The following is a 15,773-nucleotide window of genomic DNA, read 5'->3' as shown; positions in this document are numbered from 1 at the left end:
ATGAAACTGGATTAACCAACAATGCGTAAAGAATAATCCGTGGCGCGGACATCCTTGGTCAGGCTGCCGATCGAGATGCGGTCGACGCCGGTCTCGGCGATGGCCCGCACGGTGTCGAAATTGACGCCGCCCGAACCTTCGAGCAAGGCGCGGCCGGCATTGATCCGCACCGCTTCGCGCATCATGTCCAGGCTGAAGTTGTCCAGCAGGATGGACACCGCGCCCGCTTCCAGCGCCTCGTTCAGCTCTTCCAGGTTTTCCACTTCCACCTGTATCGTCACGCCCTTGTCGAGGCGCTTGGCCGCCAGCACCGCGTTGGTGATGCCGCCGGCTGCGGCGATATGGTTTTCCTTGATCAGGATGCCGTCATACAGCGCCAGGCGCTGGTTCTGGCCGCCGCCAACGCGCACCGCGTACTTCTGCGCCAGCCGCAGGCCGGGCATGGTCTTGCGCGTGTCGAGGATGGCGGCGCGGGTGCCGGCGATCACGTCCACATACTTGCGGGTGACGGTCGCAACGCCCGACAGCAGCTGCAGGAAGTTCAGCGCGCCGCGTTCGGCCGTCAGCAGCGCGCGCGCCGGGCCTTGTATCGTGCAGACCAGGCTGTCGGCCTTCATCAGATCGCCTTCGGCGTACTGCCAGTCGATCTCGATGCCGGCCTGCATGCAGTTCATGACGCCTTCGAACCACGGTGCGCCGCACAGCACGGCGTCCTCGCGCACGATCACGCGGGCGGTGGCGCGGCCGCCTTCCGGCACCAGCAGGCCGGTCAGGTCGCCGCTGCCGACGTCCTCCAGCAGCGCGGCCAGCAGATTGGCTTCGAAAGCGGATTTCAGCGCGTCGTCGAACGGCGCGAATTTATTCACCAGAGTACTCATGCCGGACCGATTCCCGAAAACAGTTTAGCTTCTTTCGCCAGGTCGGCGCCGGGCTGCACCCGGGCTTTTTTCGCCGCGGCGAAATCGAGCATGCGGTTGATCGAGGTGACGGCCTGTTTGCCCACTTCCGGATCGACGTGGATTTCGTTCGCGCTGCTCGTGTCCATTTTTTCCAGCACGTCGGCCAGGTTTTGCAGGCCGTTCATCGCCATCCACGGGCAGTGCGCGCAGCTCTTGCAGGTGGCGCTGTTGCCGGCGGTCGGCGCCTCGATGAAACGCTTGCCCGGCGCGGCGGCGCGCATCTTGTGCAGGATGCCGTTGTCGGTGGCGACGATGAAGGTGTCCGCGTCCGATTCGACGGCGGCGTTGATGATCTGCGTGGTCGAGCCGACCACGTCGGCCAGTGCCACCACGTTGGCCGGCGATTCGGGATGCACCAGGATCTTGGCGTGCGGGTACTGGGCCTTCAGCAGTTCCAGCTCGACGCCCTTGAATTCGTCGTGCACCAGGCAGGAGCCCTGCCACAGCAGCATGTCGGCGCCGGTTTGCTTCTGGATGTAGCCGCCGAGATGCTTGTCCGGCGCCCACAGGATTTTCTTGCCCTGCTCGTGCAGGTGCTTGACGATGTCCAGGCCGATCGACGAGGTCACCATCCAGTCGGCGCGCGCCTTGACGGCGGCGCTGGTGTTGGCGTACACCACCACGGTGCGATCCGGGTGGGCGTCGCAGAAGGCGGCGAATTCGTCGGCCGGGCAGCCCAGGTCCAGCGAACAGGTGGCGTCCAGGTCAGGCATCAGGATGCGTTTTTCAGGACTGAGGATCTTGGCGGTTTCGCCCATGAAGCGCACGCCGGCGACGACCAGCGTCTTGGCCGGATGGTCGCGGCCGAAGCGCGCCATCTCCAGCGAATCGGAGACGCAGCCGCCGGTTTCCTCGGCCAGGTCTTGCAGGTCGGCGTCGACGTAGTAGTGGGAAACGAGCACCGCCTGCTTTTCCTTCAGCAGGCGCTTGATGCGTTCCTTGAGGGCGACGCGTTGCTCGGCGGATGGCGTGGCTGGCGTGCGCGCCCAAGCGTGGGCGGTGCAGCTGGCGCCGTCTTGCGGATGCTCGTACTCGACGGCTTTGATCTCTATGGTTTGCATATTGTTCGGTTATTCGTAAAACGTGAGACTAGACTATGGCACATTGCGAAAAATCCCGCTTGGGGCGGGATTCTTTTCTGGTTTAATCGATGCCCTGGCTGGTCAGGTAGTCTTCGTAGTTGCCGCGGAAATCGACCACTTCGTTTTCCTTGATCTCGATGATGCGGTTGGCCAGCGACGACACGAACTCGCGGTCGTGCGACACGAAGATCAGCGTGCCGGCGTATTTTTCCAGCGCGATGTTGAGCGACTCGATCGATTCCATGTCCATGTGGTTGGTCGGTTCATCGAGCAGCAGCACGTTGTGGCGGCCCAGCATCAGCTTGCCGTACATCATGCGGCCCTTCTCGCCGCCGGACAGCACCTTGACCGATTTCTTCACCTCGTCGCCGCCGAACAGCAAACGGCCCAGGATCGAGCGCACGGCCTGGTCGTCGTCGCCTTCCTTGGTCCAGTTGCCCATCCAGTCGGTCAGCGTGATGTCGCTGGCGAATTCCTCGGTCGGATCCTGCGGCATGTAGCCGACGTTGGCGTTTTCCGCCCACTTGACCATGCCGTGGTCGGCGTGCAGGCCGGCGATGTCGTCGCCGCCGATGCAGCGCAACATCGTGGTTTTGCCGGCGCCGTTGGCGCCGATGATGGCGATGCGCTCGCCCGCTTCCACCATGATGCTGAAATTGTTGAACAGCTGGCGATCGTATTTCTTGGCGATGCTGTCCACCTCGACGGCCAGGCGGTGCAGCTTCTTCTCGCCGTCGAAACGCACGAACGGATAGGCGCGCGACGACGGCTTGATGTCGTCGACCTTGATCTTCTCGATCTGCTTGGCGCGCGACGTCGCCTGGCGGGCCTTGGATTTGTTGGCGGCGAAACGGCGCACGAAGTCCTGCAGCTCGGCGACCTTCTCTTTGGCCTTGGCGTTGTTGGCCAGCTGCTGGTTGCGGGCCTGGGTCGACGCGAACATGTACTCGTCGTAGTTGCCCGGGTAGATCTTCAGCGTGCCGTAGTCCATGTCGGCCACGTGGGTGCAGACCTGGTTCAGGAAGTGGCGATCGTGGGAAATGATGATCATGGTGGAGTTGCGCTCGTTGAGCACATCTTCCAGCCAGCGGATCGTGTTGATGTCCAGGTTGTTGGTCGGTTCGTCGAGCAGCAGGATGTCCGGATTCGAGAACAGCGCCTGCGCGAGCAGCACGCGCAGCTTCCAGCCTGGCGACACATTGCTCATCGGGCCCTGGTGCAGGTCGATGGCCACGCCGGCGCCCAGCAGCAGCTCGCCGGCGCGCGATTCGGCGGTGTAGCCGTCGTATTCGGAGACTTTGCCTTCCAGGTCGGCGGCTTTCATGTAGTCGTCGTCGGTCGCTTCCGGATTGGCGTAGATGGCGTCGCGTTCCTGCATCGCCGCCCACATTTCGGTGTGGCCCATCATGACCACGTCCAGCACGCGCATTTCTTCAAAGGCGAACTGGTCCTGGCGCAGCTTGCCCAGGCGCTCGTTGGTATCCAGCATCACGTTGCCGCCCGACGGTTCCAGGTCGCCGCCCAGGATTTTCATGAACGTCGACTTGCCGCAACCGTTGGCGCCGATCAGGCCATAGCGGTTGCCATCGCCGAATTTGACGGAAATGTTTTCAAACAACGGCTTGGCGCCGAATTGCATCGTGATGTTTGCTGTGCTGAGCATATTGGAATTGGACTTTGAGAAAGGTAACGCGGAAAGGCGAGATTATACAGCAGTCGAGGATTTTCGTGGGATCCCCTATATAAAACAAGCACTTACAGCGACTTGAGGCACATCGGGTCATTGCGGCGCCCGTCCCAAGCTGAGCCCAGCCAGCTCCACCGCAGCCGAGGTGATCTATAATCCAGTCCAGTCGGCACCCGGTTAGCGGCGCCCACAACCTGGAAAGAGCCCGATGAAAGCTTTGTTTGTTTTGCTGGCGGTGTCCGTATCCGCTTCGGCCGTCGCGGACGACTCCGCCCTGCTGCGCTGCCGCGCCATCGCCGACGTCGCCGGCCGCGTGGCCTGTTACGATGCGATTCCGGTTGGCGCTGCGCCGGCAAGGCCGGTCGCCCTGGCCGTTCCAACCGTTGCCGCAGCCGTGCCTGCTTCCACCGCCGCCGCGCCGGCCGCCATCAGCGCCGCCGAGGAAGCCGAGCGCAACTTCGGTCTGACCGCTACCCAGATGCGCAAGCCGGACTCGCCCACCTTCATCCAGAGTACGCTGATCGGCCGCATCGACGGCTGGGGGCCGAACACCACGTTCCGCCTCGCCAACGGCCAGTCCTGGCGCGTGAACGACGACAGCAGCGGCAACGTCAACGAAATCGACAACCCGAAAATCAAGATCACCCGCAACCTGCTCGGCACCATATTCCTGGAAATCGAAGGCAGCAACCAGGCGCCGCGCGTGCGCCGGGTGCAGTGATCACCGCGTAATCACAGCGTCGGGTAGTCGCTGATCGTCAGGTCGAAGCCGCGCGCCGTCGACACCAGATGCGCCATGCCGCCGTACGGCAGCGTGGCGCGCTCCTTGATATGGCCGAACGGCAGCCCGGTCAGCACCGGGATCGGCAGCCGCTCGCGCAGATAAGCCAGCATCGTCTCGAAGTCGTAGCCGTTGTCGTACGGACTTAGTTTGTAGCCCGAGAAATCGCCCAGCACCAGCGCCCGCTGGCCTTCCAGCGCCCCGGCGTAGAACAGCTGCAGCACCATGCGCTCGACGCGGTACGGGTGCTCGCTGATATCCTCCAAAAACACGATGCCCTGGTCCAGCGACGAGAAATACGGCGTGCCCAGCAAGCTGACCATCATCGCCAGGTTGCCGCCCCACAGCTTGCCGCTGACGTCGACCAGCGGGTTGTCGGCGCCGCCCTCGGCCACCGCGCCGCGCACCGTGTGCACCGGTCCGCGCAGGCAATCCCAGAATTGGTTCAGCGTGTAGTCCACCGGCTGTTCGCGGATGAAATCGTCGCACATCATCGGCCCGCCGAAGCTGATGCGGCCGGTCTGCTTCATCAGCGCCATCTGGAAGGCGGTGAAGTCGCTGTAGCCGACGAACAGCTTGCCGCTGTCGGCCATCGCGCGGAAATCGATCTGCGGCAGCAAACGGCTCATGCCGTAGGAGCCGCGCAGCGCCACCACCACCTGCACGTCCGGATCGGCGGCGGCCGCGTTCAGCTGCGCCAGGCGACCGGCGTCGGTGCCGGCGAAGCGCTGGAATTTCTTGTCGTCGTCGTAGTAATTGTGGACCAGGTGGCCTTGCTGGCGCAGGCGCGCGATGCCTGCCTGCAGTGCCGCGTTGTCGGGCGCGTAGCCGCCCGGAGCGGCAATCGCGATGCCGATATTGGATGTGCTCAAAATGTCTCTGTCATTGATGGGTGCCGCTGCCCGCCCGATGCGGTCTCAGCGGAGGAATGTCCGCCGCCATATTACCGCGCAGGTGATGGTCGAGCAAGGCAAGCAGCCGTTCGATCAGCTGCGGCGGCAGGTCGTGGCCCATGCCTTCGATCACCTGCAGCCTGGCGTTCGGGATGGCGGCCGCCGTATCGGCGCCGCAAGCCAGCGGCACCAGCGGGTCGGCCGCGCCGTGTATCACCAGGGCCGGACAGCGGATCTTGCGCAGCAGCGCGGTGCGGTCGCCGGACGCCACCACGGCCACCATCTGCCGCATCATGCCGGCCGGGTAGACGCTGCGATCCAGCGCCCGTTCGATGTTGGCGCGCAACTGCCGTTCAGGCGTCGGGAACGACGGGCTGCCGATCACGCGGTACACCGACACCATGCGGTCGACCACTTCCTGGCGGTTGGCCGGATCGGCCGGCGCGCGCATCAGCGCGTTGCGCGCCGCCGGCGTCGGGCCGGGCAAGCCGCGCCGGCCGCTGCTGGACATGATGGAGGTCAGGCTCAGCGTGCGGTTGGCGAAGCGGGAAGCGAAAATCTGCGCGATCATGCCGCCCATCGATACGCCGACCACGTGCGCCTTGCCTATGCCCAGCGCATCGAGCAGGCCGAGCGCATCGTCGGCCATGTCGTTCAGCGTGTAGGCGGTGGACTGCTTCCAGCCCACCAGCGACTTCAGGTAGGCCAGCAGCAGATTGGGTTTCTTGTGGTGTTCGAACTTGCTGGACAAGCCGATGTCGCGGTTGTCGTAACGGATCACGTAGTAACCCTGCTCGACCAGGCCGTCGACAAAGTCCTGCGGCCAGGCCACCAGCTGCATGCCCAGCCCCATGATCAGCAGCACCGGCGTGTCCAGCGGATTGCCGCTGGCCTCGTAGGCGATGGTAATGCCGTTTGCTTGTGCGGTGGCCAAAGCAGTCTCCCTGGATGGTCCGGATAAACACTGGCTTCAGCATACCATTTTTGCCGGCGCCAGGAAAACCGCCGCTAGTCAGTCGTGCTTTTGCGGGCTGCCGCGGCGGCCGCGCGGCGGGCGGCGAAGAAACTCTTGAGCATGTCGCCGCACTCTTCGGCCATGATGCCGCCGGCGACGTCGGTGTGATGATTCAGCTGTTCCTGCTGGAACAGGTTGAGCACCGAGCCGCAGGCGCCGGTCTTCGGGTCGGTGGCGCCATAGACCACCCTGGCCAGGCGCGCGTGCATCATCGCGCCCGAGCACATGACGCACGGCTCCAGCGTCACGTACAGCTCGCAGCCGGGCAGGCGGTAGTTGCCCAGCGCCTCGGCCGCCGCGCGCAGGGCGACGATCTCGGCGTGCGCGGTCGGATCATGCCTGCCGATCGGCTGGTTGTAGCCGCGCGCGATCACCACGCCGTCCTTGACGACGACGGCGCCCACCGGCACCTCGCCCAGATCCCGCGCGTGCTGCGCCTGCTCCAGCGCCAGCCGCATAAAATCGATTGCCTCAGGCATCGGTGATCTCTGCCCAGCAGTTGGGGGTTTCGTGCAGCACCAGCTTGTGCAGGTGCAGGCCGGTGCCGTAGCGGTCCTTGTAGGCGGACTTGAGGATCTCGAACGCCACGTGGGCCAGGTTTTCCACGGTGGGAATGCGGTCGATCACCACCGTCTTGTGGCCGGGCAGCGTGGCGAGGAAATCGCGCACCGCCGCATCCTTCTCGTAGACGATGAAGGAATGGTCCCAGACGTCGACCAGGTGTTCCTTGGCCAGCGCCTTGATGTCGGAAAAGTCCATGATCATGCCGTTGTCGGAATTGCCTTCGGCGGTGATGATGTTGCCGGTCAGCGTGATTTCCAGCGTGTAGCGGTGGCCGTGCAGGTTGCGGCACTGGCTCTTGTGGTCGGGGATGCGGTGGCCGGCGTCGAATTCCAGCTTGCGGGTAATGGTCAGCATTATGTATGGGTACTCAGGGTATCTGTAAAAGTTTATGTGTTTGCAAGCTCAGCTTCCATTTCGGATTGCGCTTGCAGGTTTCGATCGCCAGTTTGGTATTGAACTCGGCCAGCGGGCCGTCCATCGCCTGCACGTAGAAATTCTCGAAATCGAGCTGCTCGTAGGCGCTCAGGTCCTGCCCCGTTTGCGGGATCACCACCTTGATTTCGCTACCCTTGGTCACCACCAGCTGCGAACCCATCTTCGGACTGACGCAGATCCAGTCGACGCCGGCCGGCACCGGCAGCGTGCCGTTGGTTTCAATCGCGATCGTAAAGCCGACCGCATGCATCGCATCGATCAGCGCGGTATCGAGCTGCAGCAGCGGCTCGCCGCCGGTGAACACCACGTATTTGCTGGCGGCGTAGGTCTGCGGCCACAGCGCGTCGATGGTCGAGGCCAGCTCCTGCGGCGTCTTGAACTTGCCGCCGCCTTCGCCGTCGGTGCCGACAAAGTCGGTATCGCAGAACTGGCAAACGGCGCTGGCGCGGTCGATCTCGCGCCCGGTCCACAAATTGCAGCCGGAAAAGCGGCAGAACACGGCGGGACGCCCGGCATGGGCGCCCTCACCCTGCAGCGTGTAAAAAATCTCTTTGATACTGTAAGTCACGGCGGTTCCTGATTGGACAACCCTCAATTATATCTCACGCCGCTGTTTTCGGCCTATGCCTTCCAAAGTTGACTTAGCACAATGCTACTGCAAGGCAACCACGATATGTTGACCCGGTGGACACCCATCCGGAGAAGATACAGCATGCGCTACACTGCAACATACTTGGAAATTGATATCATCGTTGCCGGCGGGGTCGCGCTGGCGACCATCGCCCTGGCGCTGTTGTGGCGCCAGCACCGGCTGCGCCGCGTGCTGGCCGAACTCCACCAGCGGCTGGGCATGGAGCGCGGCAGCCGCGAACTGGCGGAACAGGCGCTGGTCCAGACCCGCCAGCAAATCCACCGCCTGAACGCCAGCCAGCAGTCGCTGCGCGACGCCGAACGGCGCCGCATCGCCCGCGACCTGCACGACGACATGGGCCAGCACCTGCTGGCGCTGACTTTCGAGGTCGCCCGCCTGGCCATCCGCCATCCGCAACTGGCCGAGCCGCTGGCCCAGGTCGAGGCCCGGCTGCACAGCGCCACCCGCTCGCTGCGCACCATCGTCCGCGACCTGCCGCCCGAGGCGCTGGAAGATGGATTGCAGGGCGCGCTCCAGCAGCAGATGGAGCAATTTTCCCGCCTCAGCGGCATTCCCTGCCGGCTCGAGGCCGAGCCGGCGGCCTTTACCGCCCAGTCCGGCGACGGCGCCGTCATGGATGCGGTGGTCTACCGCGTCCTGCAAGAATCGCTGAGCAACATCGCCCGCCACGCCCAGGCTTCCGAGGTCTGCATCGGCCTGTGCCGCGGCGCGGACAGCCTGAGCCTGACGGTGCGCGACAACGGCATCGGCCTGCCCGATCCGCCGGCGCGGAGCGGCCTGGGCCTGCGCGGCATCGCCCAGCGCGTGGCCGAAGCCGGCGGCCGCCTCGACATCTCCAGCGAACCCGGCCACGGGACGGCGTTGACCATGTCCTTTCCGATTCAATAACAAGAAAACGACAAGAAAGCGGACCTGTCCATGCACAACACGCAAAAAATCCAGCATCTGATGGAATTTTCGCAGGCCGACATGCAGCACGGCTTCGCCCTCAAACTGATGGAGCTGCTGGTCATTCCGACCTTCGTGGTCGACATCCACGGCAAGGTGATCATCTGGAACAAGGCCTGCGAGCGCCTGACCGGCGTCGACGCCTGGGAGGTGCTGGGCACCGGCGACCATTGGAAGTGCTTTTATCACGAGCAGCGCCCGACCCTGGCCGACCTGGTGATCCAGGGCCGCTCCGGCGACCTGAACGCGCTGTACAACCGCCATGCGCGCAGCAACCACGGCGACCATAACCTGCGCGCGGAAAACTGGTGCGACATGCCGCGCGTCGGCCGGCGCCGCTACCTGGAGGTCGACGCCAGCCCGATCTTCGATGCCGAAGGCAAGCTGGTGGCCGTGGTGGAAACGCTGCGCGACGTCACCGACGAAAAGCGCGCCCAGGTGGCGCTGGAGCAGCTGGCCAGGCGCGACGGCCTGACCGGCCTGGCCAACCGCCGCTGCTTCGACGACACGCTGCAGGCCGAGTGGCAGCGCGCGCTGCGCCAGCAGCAGCCGCTGTCGCTGCTGATGGTCGACGTCGACAATTTCAAGCAATACAACGACGCCTACGGCCACCTGGGCGGCGACGAATGCCTGCAGCGCATCGCCAGCGCGGTGTCGAGCGAGATGCGCGCCAACGACCTGGTGGCGCGCTACGGCGGCGAGGAGTTCGCCGTGATCCTGCCCAACCAGTCGCTCAAGGGGGCGGCCATCGTGGCGGAACGGATACGCTGCCGCGTCGAACAGCTGCACCTGCCCAACCTGGGCAGCCAGCAGCACGTGGTGACGGTGAGCATAGGCGCGGCAACCGCGCTGGCGGCGGCGGAAAACGACCCCAGCCAGCTGGTGGCGACCGCCGACTCGGCACTGTACCGCGCCAAGCACATGGGCCGCAACCGCATCAGCCTGCCGGAGCCGCCCGCCGAGTGAGCCCGGCTCAGCCTACCCAGGGCGTGTACGGAATGCCGACCGGGATGATATGGCTGACGTTGGCGATATTCTCGGGCGATTCCGAAAAACCGACCAGCACCTCGGCGCGCGAGGTCCCGGCGTGCAGCGCGTCGGTCCAGAACTTGAAGCCGCCGGGCAGCGGATCGCGATGCAGCACGTTGTTGTACAGCGCGGTGACGAAGGTTTCGTCGGTGGCATTGGCGCCGTAGCGAGTGGCGAACTCGGCGCTGCCGGTAAAGCCCGCGGCGATGCTGACGATGCTGGCGCCGTGGTCCAGCGCATCCATCCAGAAACCCATGCCCGGCAGGCCCGGCACCCGGTTGAACATGGCGCCGAACAGGCGGTACACCTGACCGGCCGTGCCGTTGACGTCCAGCGCCAGGGACACGTCGTCAAATTGCACCCGTTCGACGCCGATCAGCGTGTCGGTGCCGCCATTGCCCAAAGTGTCCACCACGGTCACCGCCGAGCCGTTGGCGGCCACCTGGTAATTGGCGCGCGCACCGCTGAGCTTGAGAACATCCAGCCCCGCGCCTCCGGCGATCAGTTCGTTGCCGGCTGCGCCGGTCAGCAAATCCGCGCCGGCGCCGCCCGCCTTCACGCTCACGTTTGCCAACTGCAGCGTCATGTCGCTGAACTGAAGCGTGGAGATGCCGGTCAGCGTATCGGTACCGTCGCCGCTGACCGTCAGCTGACTCGCGCTGCCGCTGAAGGTGTACGCGGATGCGGCCTTGCCAAACACCACGGTATCGCTGCCGCCGCTACCGGTGATCACATCATTGCCGGCACCCTCGTAGATGGTGTCGGCGCCGCTGCCGCCGGTGATGGTGTTGCCGGCGCTATTGGCGTAGATGGTGGAGCCGCCGCTGCCGGCGATCGCGCGCTCGATGGTGACGTTGTAGGCAATCGAGATATTGTTGTAGCCCGGCGCGGTTGAACTGAAGGTGCCTGCGTTCAGGTTGATCACGGTCTGCGCGGTGCAGCCGCTGAAGTCCAGCGTATCGGTGCCGCCGGCGTCCCAGATGCACTGCATCGGCGCGCTTTGGGTGAAGCTGTAGGTTTCGTTGCCGGTGTGATAGCTCATGTTGGCGCCATACAGGTATTGCATCGCCTGGATGTCGTACAGCATCGGCGTGATGCCGTATTTGCCGCTCAACTGGGAGCCGGAACTTTCGTGATACGACATCTGGCTGTAGTCGAGATTGTCGGTGCTGGCCGGTAGGAACGGGCCATCGACATCGCCGCCGGTCGAGTTGTAATTACCCGGGTGCTTCAGTCCCAGCGTGTGGCCGAGTTCGTGGATCAGCACGGCCGGGCCGTACGAGCCCGGAGTGAAGTCGCGGTTGAAGCTGTCCACGTTGTTGGTAAACAAATACGTCGGGTTGTGTCCGTCCGGCAGGTAGGCGTAGCCGCTGCTTTGATTGCCTTGGTCGTTGGTCCCCAGCTGGATACTGCCGTTCGAGCTGACTTCGGTGAACTTGACGTTGGCCACAGCCGCCCACGCGGCCAGCGCCGTGCGCACACCTGCCTTTTGCTCGGACGACATCGGCGCGAAGCCGTTGGAATCGTCGGCGCTGGCGTCGTTCGGCACGGAGGTCATGAAACTGTACGTCAGCGTAACGGCCTTGCCCGGCGAGGCCGCCCAGCTGCTGTACACCAGAGAATCGATCGAATTATTTCCCGTCGTAAAAAAAGCCATGATCTTGCCGTTGCGTTGGTCTGTAATTGCGTGATAGTAACATCAGAATGGCAGCGGCAAGCGGTCCGGCCCGCTCCATTTTTTCCATGTCACCATAGAAAACAACTTATTGGGTGCACTCAGGTGCTGCCCTCGTCAAACGGGTTGTCCACAGTCTCTGTGGCCGGTGGTGGCAATTTGGCCGGCAGCTCCCGCGCCTCCAGCCGGGCCACCACGTCGCCCAGCAGCTTGTGCAGTGCGCGGGCGTCGGCCAAGCCTGCCCGGTCGGCGGTCAGGTCGACGTCGCCGCTGAGGGTGACGCGGTCGAGCCGGTTTTCGATCGCCAGATGGCCGATGTTCAGCACGTCGGACTCGTTCGCATAGGGTACGAATTTGCTCATGATTGACTCCGGGATTTACGAGTTTTTACCTTAGGCAAGCGCAACATTGTCTCTTTTTGGGCCGCCGACAGCGACGGCAGCAAATCGATGCCGACCCGGCTTTCCAGTTGCGCGATGCTCAGCGTTTCATATTCGGCATCGGCGCGGTTCTCGATGAAGAACGCGGCGCCGGCGCGCTGGCGCGGGCTGTACACCAGTTTATACAGGTGGGTCGGCACCAGCACGTTGCCGGCCTTTTGCAGCTTGCCGCCGATGAAGGCGGGACCGGTCAGCACGTACAGGTCACCCTCCTTCTGCGCCAGTTTGCGCACGGCGCCTTCGATGCCGGCCCACACGTGGCGGTTGTTGTCGGCATCCTGCGGCACCATGTTGGCCAAGGTGAAGCTCTGGTGCTGGGTTTCGCGGTCGGGCATGTCGCCGTTCGGCGCCATGTGGCCGCGGTCGTAGCCGCTGCGCGCGTAATCGGACAACTCGGCGCGCCGGCTGGCCGGCAGCAGCGATTCGCTGTGGAAGGAATTCTCGCGCGACAGCGTCTTGGCCGCTTCCAGATTATCGGCGGTCAGGTGTTCGGCCGACCACAGCGGCGTGCGCGTGATTCCGGAGTGCATGACGCCGAACACGCCGTAGCACAGCTCGGTGGTGGCGCTGCTCATCTTGGGATTGCGAATTTCCGGCAGGCGGCCGTCGACATAGTGGGCAGGACAGGCGCCGGCCCAGGCGGCGGCGCTGCCGAACAAGCCGCAGGCCATTACGGCGGCCGCGACGGATCGTTGAATCAGATGCATATTTCTTTCAGGCAGAATGTGGTGGCGGCATTCTAGCGGACAACAGCGCGCGATGGCACACCGAATAAGCCGCCACCAGCCTTTCCATCGAAAATCCCCGATTCAACCCGCTGGGATTGGGCAGGATCCACACCCTGGCGCCGCCGAAGCGCTCCGCCTGCTCGCCCCACTCCACCGTTCCTTTCCGCATGATGCCGGCGTAGGCCGCCTTGCCGAGGAAGGCGACGCAACGGGGCCGGTAGAACGCGATCTTGGCGGCCAACGCCGACGCGGCATCCTCGAACTCCTGCGCATGGACCTGGCTGGCGCGGCTGGTCGGACGTTCGACGGCGGTCGTCAGGCCGATGCCAAAGTCGAGAGCGCTCCGGTCTTCCTCCGGCGCCAGCTGGCGGGGCGTGAACCCGGCCAGGTGAACCACCGGCCAGAAGCGGTTGCCGCGGCCGAGAAAATGATGCCCGGCCGCCGCCGCGCCGGCGCCGGGATTGATGCCGCAAAAGACAATTTCCAATCCATGTCCAAGGATGTCGGGAAGCGCTTGCTGGTCGGTGGGATGCATGCCGCGCAGTATGGATCAGCGCGCCTGCCTGATCAACCCAGGCTTGCCCCGATGTCCCCAAAACGATGCTGTTTGGCTCCGGAGTGATGCACTCAGGAATTCCCTTTATTACTGATGAATACCATACTGAATTATCGATGGGGCCAACCAGGCGCCCATGCCAGGCCAAGGAGTAATTCATCATGATGAAGCAACACTGGAGAACATCCTTCCTCTTCGGAGAAAACGTGCCGTATATCGAGGAGCTCTACGAGTCCTACCTCGACGATGCCGATTCCGTGTCGCGGGAATGGCGTTCATACTTCGAATCGCTGCAATTGGCGCCGGCGGGCGGCGGCGCGTCGTTATCGCTGGCCAGAAAGCAGGTCGCGGTGCAGTCGCTGATCGCGGCCTACCGGATGATCAGCGCCCGCCAGGCGCAGCTCGACCCGCTGCAATGGAACCCCGTGCCACCGCTGCCCGAGCTGACGCCGGCCTACCATGGCTTGACGCAAAACGACCTCGACACCCACTTCAGCAGCGCCGGCACCTACTTCCAGGACGGCGATTCGGCATCGCTGAAGGACATCGTCGCGGCGCTCGAAGAAACCTACAGCGGAACGCTCGGTGCGGAATACATGTACCTGGCCGACGCCGGCCAGCGCCAATGGTGGCAGATGCGGCTCGAAGCGGCCCACTCGAAGCCGCAGCTCAGCAACCAGCAGCGCAAGCACATCCTGGAACGGCTGACGGCGGCGGAGGGCCTGGAAAAATACCTGCACACCCGCTACGTCGGCCAGAAGCGCTTCTCGCTGGAGGGCGGCGAAGCGCTGATCGTGCTGCTGGACGAACTGCTGCGTCGCGGCGCGGCCCACGGCATCAAAAGCGCGGTGCTGGGCATGGCGCACCGGGGCCGCCTGAACGTGCTGGTGAACACCATCGGCAAGCCGGCCCAGATGCTGTTCGACGAATTTGAAGGCAAGACCGCCCACCTGCTGCCGGCCGGCGACGTAAAGTATCACAAGGGCTACACCGGGACCATGGAGACCGACGACGGGCCGCTCGAAGTGGTACTCGCCTTCAACCCCTCGCACCTGGAAATCGTCAATCCCGTGGTCCAGGGCATGGCCCGCGCCAAGGCCGAACGGATGGGCGTGCTGGAAGAAGGCGGCGTGCTGCCGGTCGAGATCCACGGCGACGTCGCGATATCCGGCCAGGGCATCGTGATGGAGACCATGAACCTGAGCTACACCAAGGGCCACGGCACCGGCGGCACGATCCATATCGTCATCAACAACCAGATCGGCTTCACCACCTCGGCCCCGGGCGAAACCCGTTCGACCTTCTACTGCACCGACATCGCCAAGCTGATCGAAGCGCCGGTATTGCACGTCAACGCCGACGATCCCGAGGCCGTCGTCGAGGCGGTTCGGCTGGCCATCGAATACCGGACCACCTACAAGCGCAGCGTGGTGATCGACCTGGTCTGCTTCCGCCGCCACGGCCACCAGGAGCAGGACACGCCAGGCATCACGCAACCGCTGATGTACCGTTCGATCGCAGGCCATCCCGGCGCCCGTGCCATCTACGCGCAGAAGCTGGTCGATGCCGGCGTGCTGACGCAGGAACAGGTCGACGAATACGCCAACGCGTATCGCGATACCCTGGCCCAGGCCGAGGAGCCTGTCATTCCGGCGCCGCTCGCAGCGAACAAGGCAAGCCGAAATATCAGGTACTCCGCGCCGTCGCTGGACGCCATCCGTGAGCTTGCGCACAAGATTTCCGAAGTGCCCGAAACGTTCGCCCTGCACCCGCTGGTGACCAAGGTCGTCGGCAGCCGCCGCGACATGGCGGACGGCGCCAGGCCGCTCGATTGGGGCATGGCCGAGCACCTGGCGTTTGCCTCGCTGCTCGCCACCGGCACCCACGTTCGGCTGAGCGGCCAGGATAGCGAGCGCGGCACCTTCAGCCACCGCCATGCGGTGCTGAACAACCAGAACCGGCAAGTGCGCGGCGAAGGAAAATACGTGCCGTTGAACCACCTCGCTGCCGGACAGGGACAATTCAGCGTCAATAACTCCATCCTGTCCGAGTCCGCCGTGCTGGCTTTCGAGTATGGCTATTCGGCGATCCGCGACGACTCCCTGGTGATGTGGGAAGCGCAATTCGGCGACTTCGCCAACGGCGCCCAGGTCGTCATCGACAACTTCATTTCGGCGGCGGCCGCCAAGTGGGGCCAAAGCAACGGCGTCACCCTGCTGCTTCCGCACGGCCAGGATGGACAAGGTCCGGAGCACGCGTCGGCACGGCTGGAGCGCTATCTGCAGCTGTGCGCGGAGGAAAATATCCAGGTGTGCCAGCCCACCCTGCC

The 15,773-nt window shown here is 64.2% G+C and carries 16 protein-coding genes; 4 read left to right on the top strand and 12 right to left on the bottom strand.

Going from position 1 to position 15,773, the window contains the following annotated elements; genetic code table 11:
* Positions 1 to 11: 11 nt before the first annotated feature.
* From nadC to ACCD07_RS19235, 3 genes are all read right to left on the bottom strand, one after another.
* A complete protein-coding gene (gene nadC, locus ACCD07_RS19245; RefSeq protein ID WP_413448267.1) occupies positions 12 to 878 on the bottom strand; it encodes a carboxylating nicotinate-nucleotide diphosphorylase in 867 nt (288 codons plus the stop codon).
* Positions 875 to 2,020 (bottom strand): quinolinate synthase NadA, encoded by a 1,146-nt coding sequence (nadA, locus tag ACCD07_RS19240; protein WP_413448266.1) that lies wholly within the window; start codon positions 2,018 to 2,020, stop codon positions 875 to 877. The genes nadC and nadA overlap by 4 nt, the downstream gene beginning before the upstream one ends.
* Before the next feature lie 82 nt (positions 2,021 to 2,102).
* On the bottom strand, positions 2,103 to 3,704 hold the full coding sequence (locus ACCD07_RS19235; RefSeq protein WP_176650822.1) for an ABC-F family ATPase: 1,602 nt from the start codon (positions 3,702 to 3,704) through the stop codon (positions 2,103 to 2,105).
* A gap of 232 nt (positions 3,705 to 3,936) precedes the next feature.
* Between ACCD07_RS19235 and ACCD07_RS19230 the strand changes: the two genes are divergently transcribed.
* Positions 3,937 to 4,449 carry a hypothetical protein gene (locus ACCD07_RS19230; RefSeq protein WP_413448265.1) on the top strand — a complete coding sequence of 171 codons (513 nt, stop codon included), beginning with the start codon at positions 3,937 to 3,939 and terminating at the stop codon, positions 4,447 to 4,449.
* 11 nt (positions 4,450 to 4,460) lie between these two features.
* On the opposite strand, the gene ldcA is transcribed toward ACCD07_RS19230, so the two are convergent.
* The 5 genes from ldcA to queE all read right to left on the bottom strand — a co-directional run bounded on the left by ldcA (position 4,461) and on the right by queE (position 7,984).
* Positions 4,461 to 5,381, bottom strand: a complete 921-nt coding sequence (ldcA, locus tag ACCD07_RS19225; RefSeq protein WP_176650820.1) for a muramoyltetrapeptide carboxypeptidase — start codon at positions 5,379 to 5,381, stop codon at positions 4,461 to 4,463.
* A 10-nt stretch (positions 5,382 to 5,391) separates the two neighbouring features.
* On the bottom strand, positions 5,392 to 6,336 hold the full coding sequence (locus ACCD07_RS19220) for an alpha/beta fold hydrolase (RefSeq protein WP_176650819.1): 945 nt from the start codon (positions 6,334 to 6,336) through the stop codon (positions 5,392 to 5,394).
* Between the two features lie 74 nt (positions 6,337 to 6,410).
* Positions 6,411 to 6,896, bottom strand: a complete 486-nt coding sequence (gene tadA, locus ACCD07_RS19215) for a tRNA adenosine(34) deaminase TadA (protein ID WP_413448264.1) — start codon at positions 6,894 to 6,896, stop codon at positions 6,411 to 6,413.
* Complete coding sequence (gene queD, locus ACCD07_RS19210) at positions 6,889 to 7,335, bottom strand: 6-carboxytetrahydropterin synthase QueD (RefSeq protein ID WP_176650817.1); 447 nt, start codon at positions 7,333 to 7,335, stop codon at positions 6,889 to 6,891. The genes tadA and queD overlap by 8 nt, the downstream gene beginning before the upstream one ends.
* A 13-nt stretch (positions 7,336 to 7,348) precedes the next feature.
* Entirely contained in the window at positions 7,349 to 7,984 is a 636-nt protein-coding gene (gene queE, locus ACCD07_RS19205) for a 7-carboxy-7-deazaguanine synthase (protein WP_176650816.1), read from the bottom strand.
* A 165-nt stretch (positions 7,985 to 8,149) separates the two neighbouring features.
* On the opposite strand from queE, the gene ACCD07_RS19200 reads away from it, so the two are divergent.
* Both ACCD07_RS19200 and ACCD07_RS19195 read left to right on the top strand, forming a co-directional pair.
* Positions 8,150 to 8,956, top strand: coding sequence for a sensor histidine kinase (locus tag ACCD07_RS19200; RefSeq protein ID WP_413448263.1), 807 nt, complete (start codon positions 8,150 to 8,152; stop codon positions 8,954 to 8,956).
* A gap of 30 nt (positions 8,957 to 8,986) precedes the next feature.
* Complete coding sequence (locus tag ACCD07_RS19195; protein WP_413448262.1) at positions 8,987 to 9,982, top strand: diguanylate cyclase; 996 nt, start codon at positions 8,987 to 8,989, stop codon at positions 9,980 to 9,982.
* A gap of 7 nt (positions 9,983 to 9,989) precedes the next feature.
* On the opposite strand, the gene ACCD07_RS19190 is transcribed toward ACCD07_RS19195, so the two are convergent.
* From ACCD07_RS19190 to mug, 4 genes are all read right to left on the bottom strand, one after another.
* Positions 9,990 to 11,702, bottom strand: coding sequence for a DUF4214 domain-containing protein (locus ACCD07_RS19190; RefSeq protein WP_413448261.1), 1,713 nt, complete (start codon positions 11,700 to 11,702; stop codon positions 9,990 to 9,992).
* Between the two features lie 119 nt (positions 11,703 to 11,821).
* Complete coding sequence (locus ACCD07_RS19185) at positions 11,822 to 12,082, bottom strand: hypothetical protein (RefSeq protein ID WP_176650812.1); 261 nt, start codon at positions 12,080 to 12,082, stop codon at positions 11,822 to 11,824.
* Positions 12,079 to 12,867, bottom strand: a complete 789-nt coding sequence (locus tag ACCD07_RS19180; RefSeq protein ID WP_176650811.1) for a DNA/RNA non-specific endonuclease — start codon at positions 12,865 to 12,867, stop codon at positions 12,079 to 12,081. Before ACCD07_RS19180 ends, ACCD07_RS19185 begins: the two co-directional genes overlap by 4 nt.
* Before the next feature lie 7 nt (positions 12,868 to 12,874).
* The gene (mug, locus tag ACCD07_RS19175) at positions 12,875 to 13,423 is read right to left on the bottom strand and encodes a G/U mismatch-specific DNA glycosylase (RefSeq protein ID WP_176650810.1); all 549 of its coding nucleotides are present in this window, start codon (positions 13,421 to 13,423) and stop codon (positions 12,875 to 12,877) included.
* Positions 13,424 to 13,605: 182 nt separating this feature from the next.
* Between mug and ACCD07_RS19170 the strand changes: the two genes are divergently transcribed.
* Positions 13,606 to 15,773 (top strand): 2-oxoglutarate dehydrogenase E1 component (locus ACCD07_RS19170; RefSeq protein ID WP_413448260.1); only part of this gene is annotated, 2,168 nt, incomplete at its 3' end.

The sequence above is a fragment of the Duganella sp. Dugasp56 genome (assembly GCF_047304105.1).
Lineage (GTDB): Bacteria > Pseudomonadota > Gammaproteobacteria > Burkholderiales > Burkholderiaceae_D > Rugamonas > Rugamonas hordei.
This window is presented reverse-complemented; position numbering and strand designations above follow the sequence as displayed.